At 61.3% G+C, this 25,978-nt stretch carries 26 protein-coding genes and 1 pseudogene; 14 read left to right on the top strand and 13 right to left on the bottom strand.

What is annotated here, in order from left to right; all coding sequences use genetic code 11:
• Positions 1 to 43: 43 nt before the first annotated feature.
• The 3 genes from GQ39_RS21260 to GQ39_RS21250 all read left to right on the top strand — a co-directional run bounded on the left by GQ39_RS21260 (position 44) and on the right by GQ39_RS21250 (position 2,225).
• On the top strand, positions 44 to 613 hold the full coding sequence (locus GQ39_RS21260; protein ID WP_047533604.1) for a GNAT family N-acetyltransferase: 570 nt from the start codon (positions 44 to 46) through the stop codon (positions 611 to 613).
• Between the two features lie 104 nt (positions 614 to 717).
• Positions 718 to 1,587 carry an acyl-CoA thioesterase II gene (gene tesB, locus GQ39_RS21255; RefSeq protein WP_047533601.1) on the top strand — a complete coding sequence of 290 codons (870 nt, stop codon included), beginning with the start codon at positions 718 to 720 and terminating at the stop codon, positions 1,585 to 1,587.
• Positions 1,584 to 2,225 (top strand): HAD family hydrolase, encoded by a 642-nt coding sequence (locus GQ39_RS21250; protein WP_052193627.1) that lies wholly within the window; start codon positions 1,584 to 1,586, stop codon positions 2,223 to 2,225. The genes tesB and GQ39_RS21250 overlap by 4 nt, the downstream gene beginning before the upstream one ends.
• Here GQ39_RS21250 and GQ39_RS21245 read toward each other — a convergent pair.
• From GQ39_RS21245 to GQ39_RS21230, 4 genes are all read right to left on the bottom strand, one after another.
• Complete coding sequence (locus GQ39_RS21245) at positions 2,185 to 3,144, bottom strand: alpha/beta fold hydrolase (protein ID WP_047533598.1); 960 nt, start codon at positions 3,142 to 3,144, stop codon at positions 2,185 to 2,187. The two genes, GQ39_RS21250 and GQ39_RS21245, sit on opposite strands and share 41 nt — an antisense overlap.
• Positions 3,145 to 4,032, bottom strand: a complete 888-nt coding sequence (ypfJ, locus tag GQ39_RS21240) for a KPN_02809 family neutral zinc metallopeptidase (RefSeq protein ID WP_047533595.1) — start codon at positions 4,030 to 4,032, stop codon at positions 3,145 to 3,147.
• 244 nt (positions 4,033 to 4,276) lie between these two features.
• Positions 4,277 to 5,110 (bottom strand): aldo/keto reductase, encoded by an 834-nt coding sequence (locus GQ39_RS21235; protein WP_047533592.1) that lies wholly within the window; start codon positions 5,108 to 5,110, stop codon positions 4,277 to 4,279.
• On the bottom strand, positions 5,094 to 6,842 hold the full coding sequence (locus GQ39_RS21230) for an FAD-dependent oxidoreductase (protein WP_047533589.1): 1,749 nt from the start codon (positions 6,840 to 6,842) through the stop codon (positions 5,094 to 5,096). The genes GQ39_RS21235 and GQ39_RS21230 overlap by 17 nt, the downstream gene beginning before the upstream one ends.
• 175 nt (positions 6,843 to 7,017) lie before the next feature.
• Here GQ39_RS21230 and GQ39_RS21225 point away from each other — a divergent pair, with 175 nt between their 5' ends.
• The 4 genes from GQ39_RS21225 to GQ39_RS21210 all read left to right on the top strand — a co-directional run bounded on the left by GQ39_RS21225 (position 7,018) and on the right by GQ39_RS21210 (position 10,902).
• Complete coding sequence (locus tag GQ39_RS21225; protein WP_047533586.1) at positions 7,018 to 7,794, top strand: IclR family transcriptional regulator; 777 nt, start codon at positions 7,018 to 7,020, stop codon at positions 7,792 to 7,794.
• Positions 7,795 to 8,033: 239 nt separating this feature from the next.
• A complete protein-coding gene (locus tag GQ39_RS21220; RefSeq protein WP_047533583.1) occupies positions 8,034 to 9,089 on the top strand; it encodes a Gfo/Idh/MocA family protein in 1,056 nt (351 codons plus the stop codon).
• A 2-nt stretch (positions 9,090 to 9,091) separates the two neighbouring features.
• Positions 9,092 to 9,907 (top strand): sugar phosphate isomerase/epimerase family protein, encoded by an 816-nt coding sequence (locus GQ39_RS21215; protein WP_047533581.1) that lies wholly within the window; start codon positions 9,092 to 9,094, stop codon positions 9,905 to 9,907.
• Positions 9,908 to 10,023: 116 nt separating this feature from the next.
• Entirely contained in the window at positions 10,024 to 10,902 is an 879-nt protein-coding gene (locus tag GQ39_RS21210; protein ID WP_047533578.1) for a DMT family transporter, read from the top strand.
• 6 nt (positions 10,903 to 10,908) lie between these two features.
• On the opposite strand, the gene GQ39_RS33855 is transcribed toward GQ39_RS21210, so the two are convergent.
• From GQ39_RS33855 to GQ39_RS21200, 3 genes and pseudogenes are all read right to left on the bottom strand, one after another.
• The gene (locus GQ39_RS33855; protein WP_442961751.1) at positions 10,909 to 11,697 is read right to left on the bottom strand and encodes a methyl-accepting chemotaxis protein; all 789 of its coding nucleotides are present in this window, start codon (positions 11,695 to 11,697) and stop codon (positions 10,909 to 10,911) included.
• A gap of 66 nt (positions 11,698 to 11,763) precedes the next feature.
• Positions 11,764 to 12,531, bottom strand: a pseudogene (locus GQ39_RS33850) (MCP four helix bundle domain-containing protein); the annotation flags it as partial.
• 98 nt (positions 12,532 to 12,629) lie between these two features.
• Positions 12,630 to 13,967, bottom strand: coding sequence for an MFS transporter (locus GQ39_RS21200; protein ID WP_047533572.1), 1,338 nt, complete (start codon positions 13,965 to 13,967; stop codon positions 12,630 to 12,632).
• A 518-nt stretch (positions 13,968 to 14,485) separates the two neighbouring features.
• Here GQ39_RS21200 and quiC point away from each other — a divergent pair.
• Positions 14,486 to 16,387 (top strand): 3-dehydroshikimate dehydratase QuiC, encoded by a 1,902-nt coding sequence (quiC, locus tag GQ39_RS21195; protein ID WP_047533568.1) that lies wholly within the window; start codon positions 14,486 to 14,488, stop codon positions 16,385 to 16,387.
• Positions 16,388 to 16,489: 102 nt separating this feature from the next.
• A complete protein-coding gene (locus GQ39_RS21190; protein ID WP_047533565.1) occupies positions 16,490 to 17,167 on the top strand; it encodes a TetR family transcriptional regulator in 678 nt (225 codons plus the stop codon).
• 36 nt (positions 17,168 to 17,203) lie between these two features.
• On the opposite strand, the gene GQ39_RS21185 is transcribed toward GQ39_RS21190, so the two are convergent.
• From GQ39_RS21185 to GQ39_RS21175, 3 genes are all read right to left on the bottom strand, one after another.
• A complete protein-coding gene (locus GQ39_RS21185; RefSeq protein ID WP_047539079.1) occupies positions 17,204 to 18,058 on the bottom strand; it encodes a shikimate dehydrogenase in 855 nt (284 codons plus the stop codon).
• 5 nt (positions 18,059 to 18,063) lie between these two features.
• A complete protein-coding gene (aroQ, locus tag GQ39_RS21180) occupies positions 18,064 to 18,504 on the bottom strand; it encodes a type II 3-dehydroquinate dehydratase (RefSeq protein ID WP_047533563.1) in 441 nt (146 codons plus the stop codon).
• A gap of 138 nt (positions 18,505 to 18,642) precedes the next feature.
• The gene (locus GQ39_RS21175) at positions 18,643 to 19,554 is read right to left on the bottom strand and encodes a LysR family transcriptional regulator (protein ID WP_047533561.1); all 912 of its coding nucleotides are present in this window, start codon (positions 19,552 to 19,554) and stop codon (positions 18,643 to 18,645) included.
• 119 nt (positions 19,555 to 19,673) lie between these two features.
• Between GQ39_RS21175 and GQ39_RS21170 the strand changes: the two genes are divergently transcribed.
• From GQ39_RS21170 to GQ39_RS21160, 3 genes are all read left to right on the top strand, one after another.
• A complete protein-coding gene (locus tag GQ39_RS21170) occupies positions 19,674 to 19,880 on the top strand; it encodes a tautomerase family protein (RefSeq protein WP_047533558.1) in 207 nt (68 codons plus the stop codon).
• Positions 19,881 to 20,091: 211 nt separating this feature from the next.
• Positions 20,092 to 20,520, top strand: a complete 429-nt coding sequence (locus GQ39_RS21165) for a hypothetical protein (RefSeq protein ID WP_047533556.1) — start codon at positions 20,092 to 20,094, stop codon at positions 20,518 to 20,520.
• On the top strand, positions 20,517 to 20,963 hold the full coding sequence (locus GQ39_RS21160; RefSeq protein WP_047533553.1) for a DUF2442 domain-containing protein: 447 nt from the start codon (positions 20,517 to 20,519) through the stop codon (positions 20,961 to 20,963). Before GQ39_RS21165 ends, GQ39_RS21160 begins: the two co-directional genes overlap by 4 nt.
• A gap of 51 nt (positions 20,964 to 21,014) precedes the next feature.
• Here GQ39_RS21160 and trmA read toward each other — a convergent pair whose 3' ends face one another.
• On the bottom strand, positions 21,015 to 22,094 hold the full coding sequence (trmA, locus tag GQ39_RS21155) for a tRNA (uridine(54)-C5)-methyltransferase TrmA (RefSeq protein ID WP_047533551.1): 1,080 nt from the start codon (positions 22,092 to 22,094) through the stop codon (positions 21,015 to 21,017).
• The gene (locus GQ39_RS21150) at positions 22,091 to 23,386 is read right to left on the bottom strand and encodes an NCS2 family permease (RefSeq protein ID WP_047533548.1); all 1,296 of its coding nucleotides are present in this window, start codon (positions 23,384 to 23,386) and stop codon (positions 22,091 to 22,093) included. The genes trmA and GQ39_RS21150 overlap by 4 nt, the downstream gene beginning before the upstream one ends.
• A 249-nt stretch (positions 23,387 to 23,635) precedes the next feature.
• Here GQ39_RS21150 and GQ39_RS21145 point away from each other — a divergent pair, with 249 nt between their 5' ends.
• Both GQ39_RS21145 and GQ39_RS21140 read left to right on the top strand, forming a co-directional pair.
• Positions 23,636 to 24,052, top strand: a complete 417-nt coding sequence (locus GQ39_RS21145) for a DUF4879 domain-containing protein (RefSeq protein WP_090469928.1) — start codon at positions 23,636 to 23,638, stop codon at positions 24,050 to 24,052.
• A 66-nt stretch (positions 24,053 to 24,118) separates the two neighbouring features.
• Positions 24,119 to 24,670 (top strand): DJ-1 family glyoxalase III, encoded by a 552-nt coding sequence (locus GQ39_RS21140; protein WP_047533542.1) that lies wholly within the window; start codon positions 24,119 to 24,121, stop codon positions 24,668 to 24,670.
• Between the two features lie 2 nt (positions 24,671 to 24,672).
• Here the strand turns inward: GQ39_RS21140 and GQ39_RS21135 are convergent, their stop codons facing one another.
• A complete protein-coding gene (locus GQ39_RS21135) occupies positions 24,673 to 25,911 on the bottom strand; it encodes an MFS transporter (RefSeq protein ID WP_047533540.1) in 1,239 nt (412 codons plus the stop codon).
• Positions 25,912 to 25,978: the final 67 nt, after the last annotated feature.

Below are 25,978 nucleotides of genomic sequence, written 5' to 3'. Positions count from 1 at the left end.
TACCAGCGTTGTAGACTCGCGGCATGAAAATGGGGGGAGCACGATGGAGCCGATACTGGAACTCGAGAGCGCGCGGCTGCTGTTGCGGCAGTGGCAGGATGAGGATTTGCCGGAGTTTGCGGCAATGTGTGCCGATCCACAGGTCATGCGTTATTTCCCGGCACCCTTGAGCCGACTGGAAAGTGCTTCATTGATCGGGCGAATCCGTGGTCATTTCGCTGAGCATGGTTTCGGTCCGTGGGCGCTGGAGCGCAAGGACACTGGGCAGTTCATCGGATTTACCGGGCTCGGGGTGGTGGGTTTCGACGCGCCGTTCACCCCCGCCATCGAAATCGCCTGGCGCCTGGCGCGGGAGCATTGGGGACTGGGTTATGCCAGTGAGGCGGCGTGGACCGCTCTGCGCTGCGGGTTTGACCGTTTGGCGCTGAACGAAATCGTCTCCTTCACGGCCGACAGCAACCTGCCGTCGCAGAAAGTCATGCAGGCCATCGGCATGCACCATGATTGCGCTGATGACTTTGAACACCCCAACCTTGCCGTCGATCATCCCTTGCGCCATCACGTGCTGTATCGCATCAGCCGTGAACAATGGCTGCAAACCTTGCATGGATAAGCCGCCGCGGATGTTTACAATGGCCCCCATCGGCCCTGGCCAGAAACTGAATCGACCGCCGCAGCCAAGACTGCGGGGCATTGCTTTGTGTGAGGAGAGTCTGAATGAGCCAAGTGTTGGATGATCTGGTCGACCTGCTGACCCTGGAGCCGATTGAGGAAAACCTGTTCCGTGGCCGTAGCCAGGACCTGGGTTTTCGGCAGTTGTTCGGCGGCCAGGTACTCGGCCAGTCCCTGTCGGCGGCCAGTCAGACCGTCGATGAGGCGCGCCATGTGCATTCGATGCATGGCTATTTCCTGCGTCCGGGCGACGCCGGGTTGCCGGTGGTGTATCAGGTTGACCGGGTGCGCGACGGTGGCAGTTTCAGCACGCGCCGGGTTACCGCGATCCAGAAGGGTCATCCGATCTTCACCTGCAGCGCCTCGTTCCAGTACGACGAAGAGGGTTTCCAGCACCAAAGCGAAATGCCGCAAGTGGTCGGTCCGGAAAACCTGCCATCGGAGCTGGAGCTGACCCAGCAGCGCGCGCACCTGATTCCCGAGAAAATGCGCGAAAAACTGCTGTGCCCCAAGCCGATCGAGTTCCGGCCGATCACCGAAAAGGATCCCTACAACCCGCTGCCGTCCGACCCGATCAAGTACGTCTGGTTTCGCGCCGACGGCGCCTTGGCCGACTCCCCGGCGTTGCACAAGTACTTGCTGGCCTACGCCTCGGATTTCGGTCTGCTGACCACCTCGATGCAGCCCCATGGCAAATCGGTCTGGCACAAGGACATGCAGGTCGCCAGCCTCGATCATGCGCTGTGGTTCCACGCTGATCTGCGTGCCGATGACTGGTTGTTGTACGCGATGGACAGTCCCTGGGCCGGCAACTCCCGTGGTTTCTCCCGTGGCAGCGTGTTCAACCGCGCCGGGAAACTGGTGGCCTCGGTCACGCAGGAAGGCCTGATCCGTCATCGCAAGGATTGGTCATGAGCTTGGCCGACGTGCGTCACTGGGTGTTCGACATGGACGGCACCCTGACGGTGGCGGTGCATGATTTCGCGGCGATTCGCGTGGCGCTGGCGATCCCGGCCGAAGACGACATCCTGACCCACCTCGCCGCGCTACCGGCCGACGAAGCCGCTGCCAAGCATGCGTGGCTGCTTGAGCACGAGCGCGACCTGGCGCTCGGGTCGAAACCGGCACCGGGTGCCGTAGAGCTGGTGCGTGACTTGGCCGGGCGCGGTTATCGCCTGGGTATTCTCACGCGCAATGCCCGTGAATTGGCGCATGTCACGCTGGAGGCCATTGGCCTGGCTGACTGCTTCGCGGTGGAGGACGTGCTCGGTCGAGATGAAGCGCCGCCAAAACCGCACCCCGGTGGTTTGCTGAAATTGGCGCAAGCCTGGAACGTACCGGCGAGCGAAATGGTGATGGTCGGTGATTACCGCTTTGATCTGGATTGCGGGCGGGCGGCGGGGGCGCGGACGGTGCTGGTGAACCTGCCGGATAATCCGTGGCCGGAATTGACCGATTGGCATGCGGCCGATTGCATCGAGTTGCGGCAGATGCTCTCGGCCAGCGCAAAACCTACAGCCCGAACAACGCCTTTTGCCCCTCCGGCGAAGTAAACATCCCATCCCCGTCATGCCCGACGCCGGGCACTTCGATCAGTTGCTGATTGAGCCCTTTCGGTTGCAGCCGCTTCAGATACTCAAAGTAATTGCGCCCGCGGGCCAATCGATAGGGGCCTTGCGCCTGGGCTTCACAACCCTTGTCCAGCGCCGGGTGGTTGGGGTCGATGTCCTGTTGCCCCAGCAGATAAACGATGTTGCGCTTGACGTAGGTTGCCAGCAGTTGCGCCGGCGTTTTCCCTTCGGCGTAGGCGGGTAGATCCGTCAGCCCGTACTTCCAGCGATTGAAGTCCGGGCAGCGGGCATGGCTGAAAGCCACTGGCCGGCGTTCGTCGAAGTACGCATAGGAAGATGGATTGGCGATGACATAGCGCACCTGCACACCGGCGGCGTCGAGGGCTGGCTGATCGTGTCCGAGCAGGGCGTATCGCTGAACCACTTGAGCGCCACCGGAGTGGCCGGCGATGACGATTTGCTTCACATCGGGAAACTGTTCGCGATCACCCAGGCGGGCGATGATTTCGTCCAGCGCCGCAAAGGCGCTGAGACGGAACGGCGCAGTGGATTCGCCCCCCGCCATCCACTCATTGCCCTGCCAGCGCAGAACGGTCTCGGCGACGGGATGCATCGCGACGTCGGTTTCATTAAGGAATTGTGGGGCGATGATCAGTGTTGTCGCACTTTGCCCGGCCAGTTCCGCCGCGTGTTCGCCGCTGTACAGGTAGGTCTGAGCGTTGCGCAAGCGACCATGGACGATGATCAGCACACGTTCGATTTTGGCCGGGCCAGGGCTGATGCCCACCGCGATCTCGCCTGATTTCAACAACAGGCGTCCGGGGCTGACCTCCTTGACGGCATGCTCGGCAGCCCAAGTGCTTGTGCAAGTGATCAATAACGCCAACAGCCACGTCTTCATTTACAGATTTTTCGCCGCAAAGGTGTCGCACTGGCCAACCTGGCCTTGGGCGAATCCGGTTTTGAACCAGCGCACCCGTTGCGCCGACGTACCATGGGTAAACGAGTCGGGCACCACACGGCCCCGACCCTGTTGCTGCAAACGATCATCGCCGATGGCATTGGCAGCGTTGAGCGCTTCTTCGACATCGCCCGGTTCCAGCCAGTTCAGCCGTCGTTGTGCATGGTTGGCCCAGACGCCGGCCAGGCAATCGGCTTGCAGTTCTTGACGCACCAGCAAGCCACCATCGCCTTCCATTTGCCGGCCTTGCTGGCGCGCGGCCTGGATTTTTGCGGAAACACCGAGCAAGGTCTGCACGTGGTGTCCGACTTCGTGAGCGATCACGTAGGCCTGGGCAAAGTCCCCCGCCGCGGAAAAACGTTGGGCCATTTCCTGGAAAAACGCCATGTCCAGATAGACCTTCTGGTCCGCCGGGCAATAGAACGGACCGGTGGCCGACGTCGCCAGGCCGCAGGCCGAGTTCACGCGATTGCTGAACAACACCAGGGTCGGGTCTTTGTATTGCTTGCCGGCCTGCTGGAAAATCTGCTGCCAGGTGTCCTCGGTATCACCCAGAATCGAACGGACGAATTCGGCGCCTTCATCACTGGCTGGTGGCGCCTTGCGCGTCTGAGTGGTCGCCGGTGCCGTTTGCTGGCCCATCTGCCCGGTCAGTTGGCCGAGGATCTGCAGCGGGTCCTGGCCGGTGATCCAGCCGATGCCGACGATCAAAAGGATCGCCGTCAGGCTCAGGCCCTTGCCACCGCCAAAGCGCATCCCGCCACCGCCGACATCATCGCCACGGGCATCGACCACGTTGTCACTGCGTCGGCCTTTTTTCCATAGCATGTGGGAATCCTCTTCTGTTCCGGGTAATGACCCGTGCGGTGAGTGTTGCTGCCAAGTGGGAGCGGCGCCAGTCCAGTCGTCCGGGTTTTTGTCGCACGCGCCCGTAGGCCCGGCAATCCCTGACGGATTGCCGAGTACATTTCAGGCTTGTATTGAACACGGACACCCCGACGAATTCCGCAGGGCGACGGTTTTTTTATCGGGGGAACATCGAGCGCTGCGTAAAGCGCCCGGATCGGCGGGGTTATTCGTCGAACGCGTCCCATACCGGGGCAAAGGGCGGGCTGACCTGACGCTCGCGTTTGGAAAGGCTGGCGATCAAGGCGCGGTCCGTGTCATCCAGTTGCACCTCCAGCGCCGCCAGGTTGGCCCGTTGATTGGCCTCGCTACTGGCCTTGGGAATGGCGGCCACGTTCGCTTGATCCAGCAGCCATTTGAGTGCGACCTGGGTTGGCAGCACGCCGTGTTTGGCGGCGATCTGCCGGATCTGCGGGATGTCCGACACCTTGTTGCGAGCCAGGGGCGTGTAGGCCGTGAGGGCCAGATCGTGTTGACGGGCGTAGTTCAGCAGGGCGTTTTGGCCGAGCAGTACGTGATACTCGACCTGAATGGCGGACAGCGGGGCGCCCAGTTCCTCGACGACTGTGCGCAACAGCGGCAGCGGAAAATTCGCCACGCCGATATTACGCGCCAGGCCCTGTTCCTTGAACGACACCAGGGTCTCGATCGTGCTCGGCAAGTCCCAGTCGGTGCTCGGCCAATGGATCATGAACAGGTCGACGTAATCGCTGCGCAGGGCCTTTAGGCTGCGGTCCATGGAGTGGCGCATGGCGTCGGGTTGCAGTTGGTCCCACCAGACCTTGGTGGTGACGTGGATCTGCTCGCGGGGTGTCGGACTGTTCGCCAGTGCTTGACCGACAGCGTCTTCGTTGTTGTAGCCCGCCGCCGTATCGATGTGCCGATAACCCAGTGCCAGGGCCTGTTCCACGGCGCGGGTGCATTCCTCGCCCAGCATCGGCCAGGTGCCGAGGCCCAGTTTTGGCATGTTCAAACCTTGGGCGTTAACGATGTGCTGCATGGTCGATCTCCTTTTCATAAGCGGTGATACCCGCGATATGCCGCGCGGCGATGTAGCCGAAGGTCAGCGCCGGACCCAGATTGATGCCGCCGGCGGGGTAGTGCCCGCCCATGATGCTGGCCATGTCGCCGCCCGCCGCATACAGCCCGGCGATGGCCTGACCTGTGTCGTCGAGGACCTGGGCGTGTGCGTTGACCTTGAGCCCGGCGAAGGTGCCGAAGCAACCGGGCTGGACCTTCACCGCGTAGAACGGGCCTTGTTCGATCGGCGCGACGCAGGGGTTGGGTTGCTGCCGCGCATCGCCCTGCTTGCGGTTATATGGGGTCGAGCCGCGACCGAACTGCGGGTCTTCACCGTTGCGCGCATGGCGGTTGTAGTCTTCCACGGTGCGGCGCAGACCGGCCGGATCGATGCCGCAGGCCGACGCCAATTCTTCAAGGCTGTTACCGGTTTTCAGATAGCCGTTGCGGATAAAGGATGATAACGGCACCGGAAACGGCCGAGAGATGCCCAGCCCGTAGCGCCGCTGGAAACCATGGCTGCAAATCAGCCACGAAGCGACCTCTTCGCCTGGCGGGGCAGCGGCGACCATGGCCTTGACGTAGTCGTAGTAGCCGTTGGCTTCGTTGACGAAGCGCTGGCCATTGCTCAGCACGCCGATGATCCCCGGCTTGCCGCGTTCAATAATGTGCGGGAAATGGCCAACGCTGCCATCGCTGTGCGGCACCTGCGAGACCGGTGCCCAGGCGACCGGTGACGCCACATCGGTATTCACTCGAGCGCCGACGCTTTCGCCCAGTCGCAGCCCGTCGCCGGACACCGCCAGCGGCGGCAATGCCAGGTGCTCACGCCCGGTTGGCGTGCGCGCAAACAATGCCTTGCGCCGCTCGATGTCATTGGCAAAACCGCCGGCCGCGAGCACGACGGCCTTGCGCGCCTGGATGCGCACCGAACCCTTGGCGGTGCTGACCACCGCACCACGGACCTGATGGTTCTCGCGCAGCAACTCGGTGACGGGCGCCGACTCCCACAGCAATACGCCGAGGTCCTCGGCGGATTTTGCCAGGCGTGCGACCAGCGCCACACCGTTGACCAGTTGCATCGCGCGGCCATGCACGGCGAGGTCGAGCAGGTGGCGGGTGAAACGTCGGGTGACGTGCCAGGCGGCGGGCAGCGAGCGGGTCAGGTTGAGGAATGCCGTAAGGTCCGCGCCCGCCATGATCGGCATGCCCATGAACGACGTTTCACGCATGGTTTTGCGCAGACGCTTGAGCAGCTTGCCGACTTTTCGTGCGTCATAAGGGGCGGCGATCACCGAGCGCCCGCCGGTGCCTGCGCCTGGCGTGTCGCCGTGAATGTCGGCAATGGCATTGCCGTCGGCGAATTGCAGCGAGGTGTGCTGTTCGAAAAACGCAACCATCTGTGGGCCGGCCTCGAGGAAGGCATCAATCATTGCCGGCTCGAAGTGCTCGCCCAACTCGTGTTTCAAGTAGGTGCGCGGCAGTGCCACGTCTTCGACGATGCCGGCGCGACGGGCCAGGGGGTTGCAGGGCACCCAGGCCCAGCCGCCGGACCATGCCGTGGCGCCCCCGAAAACCGCATCTTTTTCCACCACAATGACTTTCAGGCCATGCCATGCCGCCGTGACAGCGGCCGACAAACCGGCCGCACCGGAGCCGACGATCAGCACATCACAGTCGATGTCGGGAAGAATGGGCGGTTCGGCAGGCATTTTGAGCACTCCAGCGGTCTATTATTTTGGAATTTGATTCCAGAAAATATAAGAGGTCGACGGAGTCGGGCAAGCCTGGGGCGCACAAAGCGGGCGGTAATCGGACGGCGAGTTCCAGATTTCGCATTCGGCCGGTTGTCTTCTAGAATCGAGCAAATTTTGCGTGGAAGCTCCCATGGCCGGCAGTCAGATCGAACGTGTTTTCAGTGTGCTTGAAAGCCTCACCAGCGACCCCCGTGGCCTGCCGATGCAGACCCTGGCAGAGCAGCTGGACATCCCCAAGAGCGCCACCCATCGCATGCTGGCGGAGCTGATCCGCCTCGGTTATGTGCGACAGAATCCGGAGAACCTGCGCTACCACCTGTCGACCAAGCTGGTGGCGATGGGGTTCCGTTATCTGTCGAGCAGTGGCGCCGATATCGTGCAGCCGGTGCTCGATCGCCTGGCTCAGGAAACCGGTGAACTGGTGCGCCTGGGCGTCATAGACGGCGAGCGGCAGACCTGGATCGCCAAGTCCCAGGGGGCCCGCTCCGGCTTGCGCTACGACCCGGACATGGGCCGCGATGCCCCGCTGTTTTACACGGCTTCCGGGCATGCGTGGCTGGCGTGCATGAGCGATGCCGAAGCCCTGTCGCTGGTCGAACGCCAGGCCATGGACCGACCACTGGAACTGGGGCCGAATGCGCCGCGCTCGAACATTGAATTGCTCGAGCGCCTGCGCCTGGCGCGGGAGCAAGGCTATGCCTGTGTCGAGGAAAGTTCGGCGATAGGCACGTCGGCGATTGCCGCGGTGGTGCGTCATCCCGGCGATGGCCGGGTGATCGGCGTACTCAGCATTGCCGGGCCGAGCGCGCGGATGCCGGGCGCGCGACTGCATGAACTGGCGCCGTTGTTGTTGAGGTTTACCGAGGAGTTGTCGGCGGCGAGCCTGGCGTCGGAGTTGTTTAACTAGGGGCGCAAGTTTCTCCTGTGGGAGCGGGCTTGCCCGCGATGAGGGACTTATATCCGACATCATTGTTGGCTGGAGGTCCGCTATCGCGGGCAAGCCCGCTCCCACAAAGGATTTTCGTTTGCCAAATGAAGCTGTGCGTTGTTCGAACACTTTCAGTCCTTGTGTGTGTAAGAATCTGGAACTGGGTTCTAAATTATTGGAAACCTTCCTTCCAACAATAAACACAAGAGGACCGCGCCTTGAATTCGCCCCTTCGAATCGCCCTGATCGGCGCTGGCATCATGGGCCAGCAGCATTACCAGCATCTGAAAACCCTGACTGAAGCGACGCTGTGCGCCGTGGCCGATCCCGGTCCGCAAGCAGCAACCCTCGCCGCCGAATGGGGCGTGGCGTATTTCGCCGATCACGCTCAGATGCTGGAGCAGATGAAGCCGGACGCGGTCATCGTCGCGAATCCGAATAACCTGCACATCAGCACCGCCCTCGACTGCCTCGCCGTCGGTGTAGCGGTGTTGCTGGAGAAACCGGTCGGCGTGCATCTGGATGAGGTTCGCCAGTTGGTGGAGGCTTCGAAGGCTACGGGTGTACCGGTGCTGGTGGGCCATCATCGGCGGCACAATCCGTTGATCGTCCGTGCCCATGAACTGGTCAAGAGCGGCGCCTTGGGCCGGTTGACCACGGTCACGGCGCTCTGGCAGTTGCGCAAACCCGACAGTTACTTCGAGACGCCCTGGCGCCGCGAGGCGGGTGCCGGGATGTTGTTGACCAACCTGATCCACGACCTCGATTTGCTGCGGCACTTGTGCGGTGAAGTACGTCAGGTGCAGGCCATTACCAGCAACGCCATCCGCGGTTTTGCCAACGAAGATTGCGCGGCGGTGTTGCTGCAGTTCGACAACGGTGCCCTGGGTAGCCTGACCGGGTCCGACGCGGTGGCGGCGCCCTGGAGTTGGGAGCTGGATTCCGGGGAGAACCCGGTGTATCCGCGTCAGGCCGACCAGCCGTGTTACTTGCTCGCCGGAACCGGCGGGGCGCTGAGCATTCCGCAACTCAAGCGCTGGCATTACACCGAAGCCGATGGCGGGTGGCATCAGTCCCTGGTGCAGACGCAGGAAAGCTTCAGCGCCGATGAGGCGTTGCGCTTGCAGTTGCAGCATTTCGTGCGCGTCGCGCGCCGGGAAGTCGAGCCGCTGGTGAGCGCCGCCGATGCCGCCCGCACCCTGGCGCTGATCGAAGCCATCCGCGAAGCCGCCGAAACCGGTCGCGCTTGCACACCTTCCCTGATTGAGGCTTGACCATGAGTGAACGAATCTTTTCCCTGGCCAGTCTGACCGTGCTGGAGTTGTCACCGCCCGAGATGGTCGACGTCGCGGCGCGGGCCGGGTACAGCCACGTCGGCTTGCGTCTGGTGCCGGCGACGCCGGAGGAGCACCATTTTGCCCTGGTGGCGGATGCGGGTTTGCGCCGTCAGACCCTGGCGCGTCTGCGCGATACCGGCATACGTGTACTGGATGTTGAAATCCTGCGCTTGAAGCCGGATACCGTCGTCGCCGAATTCGAGAAGGTTCTGGCGGTCGGTGCCGAATTCGGTGCGACTGAATTACTGGTGGCCGGTAATGATGTGGATGAGCAACGCCTGATCGATAACTTTGCGCTGCTTTGTGATCTGGCGGCCCCATATGGACTGCATCCGCACCTGGAGTTCATGCCCTGGACCGATGCGCGCAACCTTGAGCAAGCCGTGCGCATCGTCGAGGCGGCCGGGCGCGAAAACGGTGCAGTGCTGGTGGATGCGTTCCATTTCGATCGCTCCGGGTCGCGGCTGGAAGATCTGGCCAGGGTTGCCCCTTCGCGGCTACGGTATGCGCAGTTATGTGATGTGGCGGGGCCGCGTCCGGCCGACATGGCCGAGATTTTGCGTCAGGCCCGTAATGAGCGGCGGTTTCCCGGCGATGGCGATTGCGATCTGCCGGGTCTGTTGCGCTGTTTGCCGGCTAACATTCCATTGAGTCTGGAAATTCCCACCCTGCAACTGCTGGAGCAGGGCGTGAGCGGGTTGGACCGGGCGCAGATGGCGTTGGATAAAACCCGGGAATTGTTGGCGCGGCTGTAAGCGGTGCTGCGCACCTGTCGCGGGCAAGCCACGCTCCCACACGTTTTATGCTGACCTGTAGGAGCGTGGCTTGCCCGCGAAGCTTTTGATTTTTGATGTAAACAAAAGGAAACCCAATGACAGTCAGCACCCCGCTTTCCGGCGTCAATCAGCCCTTCAAGGGCATCTTGCTGATCGTCGTTGCCACCTTCCTGTTTTCCAGTCATGACGCGATATCCAAATACCTCTCGGGGTTCTACCCGATTGTCATGGTGGTGTGGGCGCGTTATGTGGTGCACACCTTGTTGATGGCCGGGATATTCCTGCCGCAATCCGGGTTGCGGGTGTTGCGTACCAAGCGCCCGTTGCTGCAATTGGTCCGGGCGTTATGCCTGCTGGGCACCAGTCTGTTTTTCACCACGGGGTTGATGTACATCCCGCTGGCGGAAGCGACCTCGGTCAACTTCCTGGCGCCCGTGCTGGTCACGGCGTTGTCGGTGCCGTTGCTCAAGGAGCGCGTGACGCGCGGGCAGTGGTTGGCGGTGATTTTCGGCTTCAGCGGCGTGCTGATCATTGTTCACCCCGGCGGCGAGTTGTTCACCCCGGCGGTGTTGCTGCCGTTCTGTTCGGCGTTGTTTTTCTGCTTCTATCAACTGCTGACCCGCAAGCTCAGCGAGATCGACAGCCCGACCACCAGCAACTTCTTCGCCGGGCTGTGCAACACCCTGGTAATGAGTGCGTTGGTGCCGTTCTTCTGGCAGGTGCCGAGCCTGCCCCATGGCGTGCTGATGCTGGCGCTGGGCGCCTGCGGCATGACGGCGCATCTGTTTCTGACCCAGGCTTTCCGCCATGCCGCGCCCGCTTTGCTGGCGCCCTTCAGTTACTGCCAGATCGTGTTTGCCGGCCTGCTGGGCTGGTTGCTCTTTTCCCACACGCCAACCTTGACCACGGTGCTTGGGATCGCGGTGATTTGCTGCAGTGGCCTGGCGGCGGCCTGGCAGCAAAGTCGCCGTTGAGGCCGCTCAGAACCTGAAGCGCACCACCAGGTTTTGCAGGCCCGCCGCCAATTGCGACAGCTCCTGGCTGGTAGCACTGGTGCGGGTCGAGGCGTCGGCGCTTTGCAGTGACAGGTCGCGAATGTTCAGCAGATTCCTGTCCACCTCGCGCGCCACCGCCGCTTGCTCTTCCGACGCGCTGGCAATCACCAGGTTGCGCTCATGGATCTGTTCCATGGCCCGGGTAATTTCTGCCAGTGCGATGCCAGCCTGTTCCGCGAGCGACAGGGTTTGCGCAACGCGCTGGCTGTTGCCGTGCATCGACTGCACCACACCTTCGGTATCGCCCTGAACCCGGCCGATCATCTGTTCGATTTCCCGGGTCGATTGTTGAGTGCGATGGGCCAGTGCGCGAACTTCATCGGCCACGACCGCAAAACCGCGCCCGGCTTCCCCGGCCCTGGCGGCCTCGATGGCCGCGTTGAGCGCCAGCAGGTTGGTCTGTTCGGCGATGGCGCGAATCACGTCCAGCACCTTGCCGATTTCCCGGGATTGCTCGGCCAGGGTCTGCACCTGTTGCAGGGCTGTGCCGGCATCGGCGCTCATGGCCTGGATCGAGTCGAGTGTTTCAATCACCCGCGCCTGACCCTGACTCGCCTGTTGTGTCGACTGGCGCGTACTGTCAGACGTCGATACGGCATTGCGGGCGACTTCTTCCACGGCCACGGTCATCTCGTTCACCGCGGTGGCGGCTTGTTCGATTTCGTTGTGCTGCTGTTGCAGGCGGCCAGAGTCCTGGTGGGTGCTCTGTTTCATCTGGTTGGCGGCAGCGGCCAGTTGTGTGGAGGCGTCGCTGATCCGTTGCAGGGTCTCGCGCAGGCTGGTTTGCATGATCGACAACGCGGTCAGCAAACGCCCGGTTTCATCCGTGCCGTGGCTGCGGATCGGCGTACTGAGATCCCCGGCGGCGACCTGCTCGGCCACGTCTACGGCCTGACGGATGGGCGCCACGATGCTGCGAATCAACATCCAGGCGAGGAGCACGGTCAGCAGCGAGACGGCGATCAAGGCCCCGATCACCGTGACTTTCACCTGGTTGTAGAGCGCGTCGGCCTGTTGCGCCGATTGGCTGACTTGCTGGGTGGTGAGGGCCACCAGCTCGGCGAACTGGTCACCGGTCAGGGTCGAGTAATCCTGGATCTTGCCGTTGAGCAGCGCGGTCATTTCTTCCTGGCGGTTTTCCCGCGACAGGGTTTCGTATTGCGCCAGCGCTTGACGGTATTGGGTGACGGTCGCGACGAATTTTTCGTACGGCTCTCTGTTGTAATCGCCTACGAGGGGGGTGAATTTGTTCAGCGCCTGTTCCAGCCAGCCCTGCACCTGATGCAGGCGGCTCACCGTGGCCTCGAGCACCTTGGCGTCGCGGTTGAGTGCCATGCGCAGGCTGAGTACCCGAATGCTCAATGCATAGTCGCGGATTTCCCCCAGGTAGCGGGTGCTGGGCAGGGAGATGTTCTCGGTGTATTGGCCGGTGGCACGCACTTCGGCGACTTGCTTGAGGGCGAACAAGCCCTGCAACAGCACCAGCAGGGCGATGAGACCGAAGCTGATGACCGCGCGTTGGGCGATGCTCAGGCGACCTGGCGACATGGTTAGACCTCCTTGGCGATGAACGAAAAATCGTGGATTCATGAAATGCAGGCACAAAAAAAGCGCAGGCCCGAAATCGGGCCTGCGCCGAGGCAGCATCAGTCTTCTACTTTCGGAATCTTGCGCGGGGCCATGAAGTACATCCAGATCAGCGCGATGAAGTACATCGCCGGAATCAGGGTGAACAGCACGGTGTAGTTGTTGTTGGTGACGGTCAGGATATGGCCGACCAACTGCGTCATGAACATCCCGCCAATGGCGGCGCACATGCCACCGAAACCGAACACCGTACTCATCATGTGCTTGGGCGTGTAGTCCATCACCAGGCTCCAGATGTTCGCGGTCCAGGCCTGGTGCGCGCCGATGGCCAGGGAAATGGCAAACACCGCGACCCACAGGTTGCTGGAGCCGGCGGCCATGATCACGCCGATGATGCAGCAGGCGAACAGGAACATGGACATCAGTCGCGCCTTGATCGGGTTGATACCGCGGCCGATCAGGAACGAGGACAGAATCCCGCCGCCCACGCTACCGAAGTCGGCAGTCAGGTAGATGATGATCAGCGGGATGCCCATCTGGGTGACGTTGATGCCCAGGTTGTATTGCTGATTGAGGAACGGTGGCAGCCAGTACAGGTAGAACCAGAACACCGGCGCGGTGATCGAGTAGGCGAGGGCGAAGGCCCAGGTGCCACGCATGCGCAGGATTTTCGAGAACGGTACGCGAGTTTGTTCCGGTTCGTCTTCTTTCTGGATGTAGTCCAGTTCCGACTGTTTGACGCTCGGGTGATCATCCGGGTTGAAGTACTTCAGGCCCCAGCACACCAGCCAGATGCCGCCCAGTGCCGACATGCACAGGAACGCGGCTTGCCAGCCCCAGGCGTGCAGGATCAATGGCAGCAACATCGGCGTGAACATCGCACCGACGTTGGTCCCGGCGTTGAAAATACCGGTGGCCACGGCACGCTCGCCGGCCGGGAACCACAGGCGCGTGGTCTTCACGCAGGCCGGGTAGTTGGCGGCTTCGGTCAGGCCGAGGATGAAGCGGCAAACCATGAAGCCAGCCGCCGATGTGGCCAGGCCATGAGCGCCGGTTGCGAGGCTCCAGAGCAGTACGGCGCAGAAGAACACGCGCTTCACACCGACCCGATCGATCAAGCGCCCTTGCAGCACGAAGCCGATGGCGTAGCCGACCTGGAACCAGAAGTTGATGTTGGCGTAGTCCATCGCCGTCCAGCTCATTTCCTTGGCCAGGATGGGCTGCATGACGCCGAGGGCGGCGCGGTCGATGTAGTTCAGGGTGGTGGCGAAAAACACCAGCGCCAGCATGCCCCAACGGGTTTTGCCGACGGCCATGGCGCCGCGGATTTTATCGCCGATGCCACCGGTGGTAGCGCTCATGGCCGGGGCCATGCGTGAGCTTTGTGTAGGATTCATGTGTGCCATCCGTTCAATGACTGACAAGCCAGGCTCGTCGGGACTTCAAGGGCGCGTGATCAATCGCTGGCGGCGAGCGCGTGAGGACTGATCGGCTGTTTCGTCGGCTGACGGGTTATTCAGCGAGCGGCACGTGTGTGCCAGCGGTGCGCAGGGTTCGGATGGACGCCGGGCCAGGCGTAATGGCGTTGGTTCGAGCGAGCAGAGCGGTGAAGGAGCGCATGAGCGTATACCCGTTTTTTTGAAATTTTTATGTGGTGTTCTGGGTCGTTGTTAACTGGGACCGATGAGTGGTGACCGGGCCCAATGTGGTGTTGATGTTGCGCAGTGGGCGAAAAATCGTCAATTCGCCAATTGCCATTTTGTTCGATAATCGCACGCAAAACTAACTGGGTAGTACACTTTAAATTGCTGTGCGGGATCACGCAGCCAATAATTCACTCAAAGCTAAACGCAGTCCCCGCATCAGCTGGCGAATGCCCCTAACAAAATGGTCTCCAGTACCGGGAGTCGAAGATATGCAGCGTTCCATTGCCACCGTTTCCTTGAGCGGTACCCTGCCGGAAAAACTCGAAGCCATTGCCGCCGCTGGTTTTGACGGCGTCGAGATTTTCGAGAATGACCTTCTCTACTACGACGGCAGCCCCCGGGAAATCAAACAGATGTGCGCCGATCTCGGGATCGCCATCACCTTGTTTCAACCGTTCCGGGATTTCGAAGGCTGCCGCCGTGACCGCCTGTCGCGCAATCTGGAGCGGGCCGAACGCAAGTTCGACCTGATGCAGGAACTGGGCACCGACCTGGTGCTGGTGTGCAGCAACGCCTCGGCCGATTCCATTGGCGATGAGCAGATTCTGGTCGACGACTTGCGCCTGCTGGCCGAACGCGCCGGCGCGCGGGGTTTGCGTATCGGTTACGAAGCACTGGCCTGGGGCCGGCATGTGAACACCTATCAACAGGTGTGGAACATCGTGCGTCAGGCCGATCATCCAAGCCTCGGCGTGTTGCTCGACAGCTTTCATACGCTGTCGCTCAAGGGCGATCCAAGCGCCATCGCTGATATCCCGGGCGACAAGATCTTCTTCGTGCAAATGGCCGACGCGCCCATCCTGGCCATGGATGTGCTGGAGTGGAGCCGGCATTTCCGCTGCTTCCCGGGCCAGGGCGAGTTCGATCTGCCGGGCTTCCTCGCACCGATCATCAAGAGCGGTTACACCGGGCCGCTGTCGCTGGAGATCTTCAACGACGGCTTTCGCGCCGCGCCGCCACGGGCCAATGCCGCCGACGGTTTGCGTTCGTTGCTGTACCTCGAAGAGAAAACCCGTCAGCGCCTGGAGCAGGAATCCCGACCTGCGGCCAACCTCGACATCCTGTTCGAGACGCCCAAGGCCAGCGAGTACAACGGCATCGAGTTTCTCGAGTTCGCCGTGGATGAAAGCCTCGGTGCCAAGCTCTCGAACTGGCTGGAACGCCTGGGTTTCGTCAAGGCTGGCCAGCATCGCTCCAAGAGCGTCAGCCTGTTGCGCCAGGGCGATATCAACCTGATCCTCAACTCCGAGCCTTACTCGTTCGGCCACAGTTTTTTCGAGGCCCACGGTCCATCGCTGTGCGCCACCGCCGTGCGGGTCAAGGACAGCGCCAGTGCACTGGCCCGCGCCGTGGCTTACAAAGGCCAGCCCTATCGCGGGCTGGTCGGCCCCAATGAACTGGAACTCGCCGCCGTGCGCGCGCCGGATGGCAGCCTGATTTACCTAGTGGATCAGGACGCCGACGTCTACGGCACCGACTTCAACCTGCAGCCGAACGCGCTGGCCAGCGGCGGCCTCAAACGCATCGATCACATGGCGATGGCCCTGCCGGCCGATAGCCTCGACAGTTGGGTGTTGTTCTATAAGAGCCTGCTGGATTTCGAGGCCGACGACGAAGTGGTGTTGCCCGACCCTTATGGTCTGGTGAAGAGCCGCGCGTTGCGCAGTCGGGACAGCTCGATTCGTCTGCCGCTGAACATTTCCGAGAACCGCAACACCGCCATCTCACACGCGCTGTCGAGTTATCGCGGCTCCGGCGTGCATCACATCGCGTTTGATTGCGACGATATCTTTGCCGAAGTCAGTCGTGCGAAAGCGGCGGGCGTTCCGTTGCTGGACATCCCGCTCAACTACTACGACGACCTGGCGGCGCGCTTCGACTTCGACGACGAGTTCCTCAGCGAACTGGCCTACTACAACGTGCTGTACGACCGCGATGCCCAGGGTGGCGAGCTGTTCCATGTGTACACCGAGCCGTTCGAAGGGCGGTTTTTCTTCGAGATCATCCAGCGCAAGAACGGCTATGCCGGTTACGGCGCGGCCAACGTCGCGGTACGACTGGCGGCAATGGCCAAATCCCGAAGTGGTGCCGTCCGTCAGGCAAAGTTGTAGGAAATTCGTAATGACGGGAGTAATCCATTGCCGCACGGCTTCCCTCAGTGTGCGGCTCAGCCCATAATCGCCCGCTTGTGCAGTGATGGCCGTGAGCCCGCAATGACAATGACTTCAGAACTCTCCTTGGCGTCCGACGAACCGATGGCCGAGCCGCGTAAGAGTCGCAAGAACAACCCGGAAAAAACCCGCGAGAACATTCTTCAAGAAGCCATTGTCGAGTTCGTTCAGCAGGGGCTTTCCGGGGCTCGTGTGGATGCGATCGCCGAGCGCATCCACACGTCCAAGCGCATGATCTATTACTACTTCGGCAGTAAGGAACAGCTCTACGTCGAAGTGCTGGAAAAGCTTTACGGCGATATCCGCAGCACCGAGAACCGTCTGCACCTGGCCGAACTGGCCCCGGTGGAGGCGATTCGGCGGCTGGTGGAATTCACCTTCGATCACCATGACCGCAACGTCGATTTCGTGCGCATCGTCAGCATTGAAAACATCCACAACGCCGAGTACGTGAAGCGTTCCGATGCGATCAAGGCGATGAACAACACCATCCTCGACTCATTGGGTGAGATTCTGCGTCGTGGTGCCGAGGAAGGGCTGTTTCGTAAGGGGCTGGTTCCGCTGGATGTGCATTTGCTGATCAGTTCGTTCTGCTTCTATCGCGTGTCGAACCGTCACACCTTTGGTGAGATTTTTCAGATCGACTTGCCGGACGAGGGCATCAAGCAGCGTCATCGGGAGATGATTTGCGAGTCTGTTCTGCGCTATTTGCAGGCCTGAACCGTGGCGAGCAAGCTTGCTCGCCACAGAAAGCCTTCAGCCATTCATGCTTTGAAAGTGCGCCAGCATTCGCTGGGCATCGGGCACCACGCCGCTGAACAATTCGAACGCCTTCACCGCTTGAAACACCGCCATGTTGCCGCCATCCAGGGTCCGGCAGCCCAGGGCGCGGGCGTTGCGCAGCAGTTCGGTTTCCAGCGGGAAGTAAACAATCTCCGCGACCCACAGCTGCGCGCGCAGCCACTCGACCGGCACCGGCATGCCCGGCAGTTTTTTCATGCCCATGGGGGTGGTGTTCACCAGGCCGTCGGCCTCGGCCAGGCTCCCCGCCAGATCGAGACCCGCGACAGCGCGGCCGCTGCCGAAATGTTGATTGAGGTTGTCCGCCAGGCTCTGGGCACGACTGATTTCCACATCGAAAATGCTCAGTTGCCGTACGCCTTCGCTCAATAGTGCGTGGGCGACGGCGGCACCGGCGCCTCCGGCACCCATCTGTACGACGCGGTCAACGGCAACGCCGGTCAAGCCACGGCGAAAGCCTTCGGCAAATCCCAGGCAATCGGTGTTGTGGCCGATGCGCTTGCCATCCTTGAGCACCACGGTGTTCACCGCGCCGATGCCGCGGGCTTCCGGCGACAATTCGTCGAGCAGCGGGATGATCGCCTGCTTGCACGGGAAGGTGATGTTCAGCCCGGTAAAGTTCATGCGCTCGGCGGCACTGAGCAGGTCGGGCAGGGCATCGCTGTCGAGTTTCAGTTGATCGAGGTCGATCAGGCGATAGAGGTAGCGCAAACCCTGGGCATCGCCTTCATGTTCGTGCAGCGCCGGGGTGCGGGACGCCTGGATGCCGGCGCCGATCAGTCCGGCCAATACCGTATGGTTCGGATTCACGATGTTCACCCCTTCAAACGCAGACTGAAATGCTCCAGCGCCAGGCGATAGCCGTGGCTGCCGAACCCGGCCATCACCGCAGTGGCGATCGCCGAGACGAAGGAGTGGTGGCGCAAAGGTTCACGGGCGTGGACATTGGACAGGTGCACTTCGATCACCGGCAGTTCACTGGCAACCAGCGCATCGCGGATCGCCACCGACGTGTGGGTCCACGCGGCCGGGTTGATCACGATACCGGCGCAACGGTTGCGGGCGTTGTGAATCCAGTCGAGCAGTTCGCCTTCGTGGTTGGTCTGGCGAAACTCCACCGCCAGGCCGAATTCTTCGGCGGTACGACCGCACAGGGCGGAAATGTCAGCGAGGGTTTCGTGGCCGTAGGTTGCCGGCTCACGGGTGCCGAGCAGGTTCAGATTCGGGCCGTTGAGCACCAGAATAATGGGGGGCATCGATGTTTCTCCACTTATTGTTTTTGGCATTGGCCGAGGATTCCAGCCTGTGGAGATAAATTGTACTAACTGGTTAATTCGGTCAATTGAAGAGCCAGTCACCGGGCTTTTTGTGTGCGGTGATCGGACGGTTTCGTATCAGCGCGGCAGATGCTCAAGCAGAAAATCGATAAACGCCCGCAATCTGAGGGGGACGTGGCGACTTTGCGGATAGAGCAGGGTAAACGGCCGAGAGCGTCCGCCGTAGGGCTTGAGCACTTCCAGCAACGAGCCATCAGCCAGTTCCTTTTCGACAATGAAACGATAGGTCTGAAACAACCCCGCGCCGTGTTTCGCCAGGGTCACGCCACCCAATACATCGTCGGAACAACTGAAGTTGCCTTCCGCCAGAATTTCCCGCTCCACGCTCTTGTCGTTGAACAACCAGGCGATGCGCCGGCCGCTGCTGGGCAGTTCGTACTGGATGCATTCGTGGTGCTGCAGGTCGTCGAGGGTTTGCGGCGTGCCGGCACGCTGGAGGTAGTCGGGGCTGGCAACCATCACCAGTTCGGCGTCTTCGAGGGGCCTGGCGATCAGGCCGGAATCCGGAATCGCCCGCACGCGAATGGCCATGTCATAGCCTTCGCCGACAAAATCGATGTTGCGATTGCTGATGTGCGACTCAACCTTCACCGCCGGAAAACGCGCGCGAAAGGCCGGGAGCAACGGCAGGATGCGATGGTGGGCGTAGGTGGTGGGAATACTGATGCGCAGGGTCCCGGACGGTACTTGCTGCTGGCCCATGACTTCGCGCTGGGCTTCAACCAGTTGGGCCAGCGCCTGGCGGCATTCCTCGTAGTAGCGACGACCGCTGTCGGTCAGCTTGACGCTGCGGGTGGTGCGTGCGAACAGCCGTACGCCCAGACGCTCTTCCATACGTGACACCGAGCGACTCACGGCCGCCGGAGTGACGCCTGCCACCAGCGCGGCAGAAGTGAAGCTACCGGCTTCGGCGGCCAGGCAAAACAGCTCGATACTGCCTAGCTGAAGATCGTCGAATTGTCGCTGCATGATTGATTACACCGGGGATCAAATGAAGTGTGTGAATCAGTATTTATCAGATGCCTGCACACCGATACAGTGAGTTCGATGCCCCAGGCCTTTCTTGATCAACGAGCAGGAGATACAGCATGCCTTTCGTCAGCGTACGTATTACCCGTGACGGCGTTACCCGGGAGCAAAAAGCCCAGGTCATCGCGGAAATCACCGAAACCTTGCAGCGCGTCCTCGGCAAACCGCCAGAACTGACGCACATCGTGATCGAGGAAATTGATACCGATAACTGGGGGTATAAAGGCATCACCACCACTGAATATCGAAAGAATCTGCCAGGGTGAAAACCGGGTGAAAAAAAGCCGTCGCAGAGACGGCTTTTTTTGTGGGCGCCGGAAAAGGATTGGTTACGTTTTTTCAAGGCTGTGAATCGGCCGCAGATAGGGCTGAGCGCTAGTCTCAGAAGCGCATTGACGATTGTGTGCGTCATGCCGATTGTCGGATTTTCAGGGAATGTCGGGTCTTCGGATTCATTAACCTAACGGATGGGTTAGCATGAAAGTATGCCGTTATAAAGGGCTCTCAGTGGTGATCATGTTGCGCGATGAACACTGTCCACCGCATGTGCATGTGGACGCCGGAACATGGAGTGCGAGGTTCAAGTTTTGCTTCTGGCACAACGGTGTTGAACTCTGGGATGTCGTTCCGCTGTCGAGACGACCGCCATTGGCGGTGCTTGAGGGATTGCGTCAATCGCTCATGCAGCCTGCCCATCTACAGCGCGCTCGTGGTATCTGGTGGCGCAAAATTCAAACGGTCTGTCTCGACAACCAGTTGTGGGACGGGCAAATCAATGAGGTTGTGTTGGTGAAAGGGATTGCTGGTGCGACTTACATGATTGGTTCTGCGTGTTATGAGCCCGAAGCGAACAAGACGCTGCTATTTCTGAAGGGTGCACAAGAAGGTGTGGAGATCGAGTTATGAAAACCATAAAAGCCAGGACGCTGTTTGATCTACCAGTCACCGAAAGTCGCCTGGACGAAGCCATTGAAAGGGGTGAGTTACGCCGTCGCAGCGGTTTACAGGCCACGGCGGTAGCCTTTCTGGACCCGTGTCTGGCCGTCAGCTTCGAAGATGGCAGCGGTGTGTTGCTGCCGGTCAAGAATTATTCGGAATTCGACGGTTTTGAGGCCGAGGATTTCACCCGGCTGAAAGTCGGTTACTCCGGTACGGCGCTTTGCCACGAAGGTAAGGATCTGCATGTATCCATTGCAGAGATGATATCGGCGTGTCCGCCATTGATGGCCATGGCGACTTCGATCGTCGCGTCACGCAATGGCCGTCAAAGCAGTTCGGCCAAGGCTGAGGCCGCACGCGCCAATGGCAAAAAAGGTGGGCGTCCGCGAAAGGTTGATGTCGCCCCTTGAGCCACAAAAAAGCCGTCGCAGAGACGGCTTTTTCATGTCTGGCGCCTGCACTCAGCGCCGGGTCAGCAATACGCCGGATTCCATGTGGTGAGTCCACGGGAACTGGTCGAACATCGCGCATTGGGTGATGCGATGGGTGTCGTGCAGTTGGGCGATGTTGGCCGCCAGGGTTTCCGGGTTGCAGGAAATGTAGAGGATGTTGTCGAAGCGCCGGGTCAGTTCGCAGGTGTCCGGGTCCATGCCGGCGCGCGGCGGGTCGACGAATACGCTGCCAAACTCGTAGCTCTTGAGGTCGATGCCGTGCAGGCGACGGAACGGCCGCACTTCATTCAAGGCTTCGGTCAGTTCTTCGGCGGACAAGCGCACCAGGGTGACGTTATCCACCGCGTTTTCGCTGAGGTTGCTCAGCGCGGCGTTGACCGAGGTCTTGCTGATTTCGGTGGCCAGTACGTTGTGCACACGAGTGGCGAGCGGCAGGGTGAAGTTGCCGTTGCCGCAATACAGTTCCAGCAAGTCGTCCGGGCGATCGCCCAGCGCGTCGTACGCCCAGTTGAGCATCTTCTGGTTCACGGTGCCGTTGGGCTGGGTGAACGCGCCTTCGGGCTGGCGATAGCTGAAGGTACGGCCGCCGACTTCCAGCTTCTCCACCACGTAATCGTGACCGATGACTTCGCGCTTGCCCTTGGAGCGGCCAATCACGCTGACATTCAATTCGGCCGCGAGCTTCGAAGCCGCCGCGTGCCAGTGTTCGTCCAGCGGACGGTGGTAGCACAGGGTGATCATGGCGTCGCCAGCCAGGGTGGTCAGGAACTCCACCTGAAACAGCTTGTGGCTCAGGGCTGAACTGGCTTGCCAGGCGGCCTTGAGCTGCGGCATCAACTGGTTGATGCGCTGGCTGGCGATCGGGAATTCTTCGATCAGGATCGGCGTGCGTTTGTCTTCCTGGGAAAACATCGCGTAGTGGCGCTCGCCGGCTTCGCGCCACAGGCGGAATTCGGCGCGCAGGCGGAAATTCTGCAGCGGCGAGTCGAAGACGGTCGGCTGCGGCGCATCGAACGGCGCCAGGAGGTCACGCAAGCGCGTGACCTTTTCTTCGAGCTGAGTGGCGTAGGCCTGGGAATTAAAAGTCATGCGTTGAACCAACCCAGCTTGATCACGAACAGAATCGACAGAATCACCAGCGCCGGGTTCAGCTCGCGGCCACGCCCGGACAGCAGTTTGATCGCGGTCCAGGAGATGAAGCCGAAAGCGATGCCGTTGGCGATGGAATAAGTGAATGGCATCGCCAGGGCGGTGATCACGACCGGTGCGGCAACGGTGATGTCGTCCCAGTCTATTTCGGCCAGGCCAGATGTCATCAGTACGGCGACGAACAGCAGCGCCGGGGCAGTGGCGAACGCCGGAACGCTGGAGGCCAGGGGCGAGAAGAACAGCGCCAGCAGGAACAGGATCGCCACCACGACGGCCGTCAGGCCCGTGCGGCCACCGGCACTCACGCCGGCGGCGGATTCGATGTAGCTGGTGGTGGTCGAGGTGCCCAGCAGGGAACCGGCCATGGCGGCGGTACTGTCGGCGATCAGGGCGCGGCCCATTTTCGGCATGTGGCCATCCTTGCCCATCAGGCCGGCGCGCTTGGCGACGCCGATCAGGGTGCCGGAGTTGTCGAACAGGTCGACGAACAGGAAGGCGAAGATCACGCTGACCAGACCGATGTCCAATGCGCCCTTGATGTCCAGTTGCAGGAAGGTCGGCGCCAGCGAAGGGGGCATCGACATCACGCCGCCGAACGGGCTGAAACCCAGCAGGATCGACGCAATGGTCACGACCAGAATGCCGATCAGCACGGCGCCACGCACGGCCAGTGCTTCGAGGGCGACGATCAGGGCAAAGCCGAGGGTGGCGAGGATCGGTGCCGGTTGTTTCAGGTCCCCGAGGCCGACCATGGTCGCCGGGTTGCTGACTACGATGCCGGCGTTGTGCAGGGCGATCAGGGCCAGGAACAGGCCGATACCGGCGGCAATCGCCGAGCGCAATGGCAACGGGATGCTGTTGATGATCCATTCACGGATGCGGAAGATCGACAGCAGGAAGAAGCACACCGCCGAAATGAACACCGCGCCCAGCGCCACTTGCCAGGTGTGACCCATGTGCAGGACCACGGTGTAGGTGAAGAAGGCGTTCAGGCCCATGCCCGGCGCGAGGGCGATCGGGTAGTTGGCGATCAACCCCATGACTGTGGAGCCGATGGCGGCGGCCAGACAGGTCGCGACAAATACCGCGCCCTTGTCCATGCCGGTCTCGCCGAGGATGCTCGGGTTGACGAACAGGATGTAGGCCATGGCTAAAAAGGTCGTGACGCCCGCCAGTATCTCGGTGCGTACGTTGGTGTTGTGTGCCTTGAGTTGAAACAGCCTTTCCAGCATGTCTGCTCCCCGTGGCGCGCCCGGCGCCGTGAATGTATCGACCTCAACAGCAAAGCACAGACCGCTGTTGGCGCCTGGGAATTTTCTGTGGGTCGGAAAAAGCCGCGCATCATACCAGCAGCGTAGGGTTATGGCTGCTTATGGCGGTGATCGTCGTCGATGTTTTGCGTTTAGCCCAAGTCAGCCATACTGCGCGCTGTTTTTGGGGAGGGGTATCGCGTGAAGAAGCGTCTGTTTATCGGCATCGGAATGTTGCTGGCCTTGTGCCTGGGGGCACAAACCGCCTCGGCGGCCTCGGCGCCACCCTTGACTCAGTTGAAAGTGCTCAAGGTCGAATCGCCGGCCTGCGGCTTTGAAGACATTGCTGAAGGACAGGAGCAGACACGCTGCAACCACTCCGGTCCTCACATCATGATCTACGTGTTGGAAGTCGGTTACGGTCGCGAGGCGCATGTCGGACTGGACGGTTTTGATGTGAATGGCACCCGGGCTCCAGTCTGTGCGTTCACTAACGGCAACCTGACGGACTGCACTGTCGGCATGAAAACCGTTGGTTATCTGTATGTCTTCGATATGGCGGGTAAGCAGGAAGGCACGTTCACCTTCAGCAACACCTCGATCAACGCCCCGGGCAATACCCTGTCGACCCAGCTTTACATCAAGTAAGGCGGGGTTCGAACAAGGGTCGGGAAAGCTGACTACGCTTTAAGGATCATTCCGTGGATTGCCCTTATGACCTTTAGAGCCTTGATTACCCTCGCCGAGGGCATCGATGACCTGCAAGCCGTGACCCTGGTCGACGTGCTGCGCCGTGCCAAAGTGGAAGTGGTGGTGGCCAGCATCGAGGGGCGACGCATGCTCACCTGTGCCCGCGGCACCCGCCTGACCTGCGATGCCATGCTGGTGGACCTGCTGGCCCAGCCATTCGACCTGATTGTCCTGCCCGGCGGTGCAGTGGGGGCGCAGCACCTGGCGAACCATCAGCCCCTGCAACAATTGATCAAGGATCAGGCGGCGGCCGGTCGCTTGTTCGCGGGCATTGCCGAGGCCCCCGCGCTGGCGCTGCAGGCTTTTGGCGTGTTGCGCCAGCGGCGCATGACGTGCCTGCCTTCGGCCAGCCATCAACTGTCAGGCTGCAACTTCGTCGATCAACCGGTGGTGGTTGATGGCAACTGCATCACGGCCCAGGGCTCGGGCGCCGCCCTGCCGTTCGCCCTGGCGCTGGTGGAACAACTCTGCGGCAAGGCCACGCGAACGGCGGTGGCGTCGGAGTTGGTGGTTTAGCGTCAGGCCTTCACTTCTTCCTTCGGCACATGCATGCGATCGCGGCTGGCCAGACTCGGGAACAGTTTGATCCACACCCCGGTCACCACCAGTGTGCCGATTCCGCCCATGACCACCGCCGGCACGGTTCCGAACCAGTGGGCGGTCAGGCCGGATTCGAATTCTCCCAATTGATTCGAAGCACCGATGAACAATCCGTTCACGGCGCTGACCCGGCCGCGCATTTCGTCCGGGGTTTCCAGTTGCACGAAGGACGCGCGGATCACCATGCTGATCATGTCGGCCGCGCCCAGGATCACCAGTACGGCCAGCGAGAACCAGAACGATGTCGACAGGCCGAAGGCGATGGTTGCCACACCAAATATGCCCACGGCGGTGAACATCACTCGCCCGACATTGCGGTCGACAGCAAATCGCGCCAGCCACAGCGACATCATCAGCGCGCCCACTGCGGGTGCCGAGCGCAGCAGGCCCAGGCCCCACGGGCCGGTCAGCAGGATGTCCTTGGCGAAAACCGGCAGCAACGCCGTCGCGCCACCCAGCAGGACGGCGAACAAGTCAAGGGAGATGGCCCCTAGTATGTCGGGGCGACTGCGAATGAAGCGGATGCCGGCCAGCAGTGAATCGAGGGTGGCCTTGCCCTTGTTCAGCGGCGTTTGGCGGGCGGGCAGGTTGAGCATCAGCGAGCAGGCAATGAGGTAAAGGATCACCGTCGGGCCATAGACCCAGACACTGCCGAAGGCGTAGAGCAATCCACCGAGGGCCGGGGCGACGATGGTCGCTGACTGCTGGGCCGACTGTGCGGCGGCGACGGCCCGGGGAAACAGGGCGCTGGGCACGATACTCGGCAGCAGGGCCTGGGTGGTCGGCATTTCGAAGGAGCGAGCGGCACCGAGCACGAACGCGAGGATGAAGATCATTTCCCGGGTGACATGGTCAGTTGCGCTGCCGATCGCCAGCGACAGGGCGATCAGTGCCTGAATGGACTGGCAGATCGCCGCGACCCTGCGCCGGTCGTAGCGGTCTGCCACATGCCCGGTGTGCAGCATGAACAGCACGCGCGGGGCGAACTCCACCAGCCCGACCAGGCCCAGATCGAGCACGTTGCCGGTCAGTTGGTACAGGTTCCAGCCAATGGCCACCGTGAGCATTTGAAAGCCGCTGGCCGTAAAGATCCGGGCCAGCCAGAACGCGATGAAAGGGCGGTGATGACGTAACAGCAAGGGCTCTTGGCTGGGCATCTGGAAGCAGATCTGGGTGTGGGAAAGGGAGAGATTATCATTAAGCTGTAACAGGAAGTTGCCATCC

Origin of the sequence: Pseudomonas sp. 11/12A, assembly GCF_000800055.1 — a bacterium.
GTDB classification, from domain to species: domain Bacteria; phylum Pseudomonadota; class Gammaproteobacteria; order Pseudomonadales; family Pseudomonadaceae; genus Aquipseudomonas; species Aquipseudomonas mohnii.
Note: the sequence above shows the minus strand (reverse complement) of the source record. Positions and strands in the feature narration are given on the sequence as shown.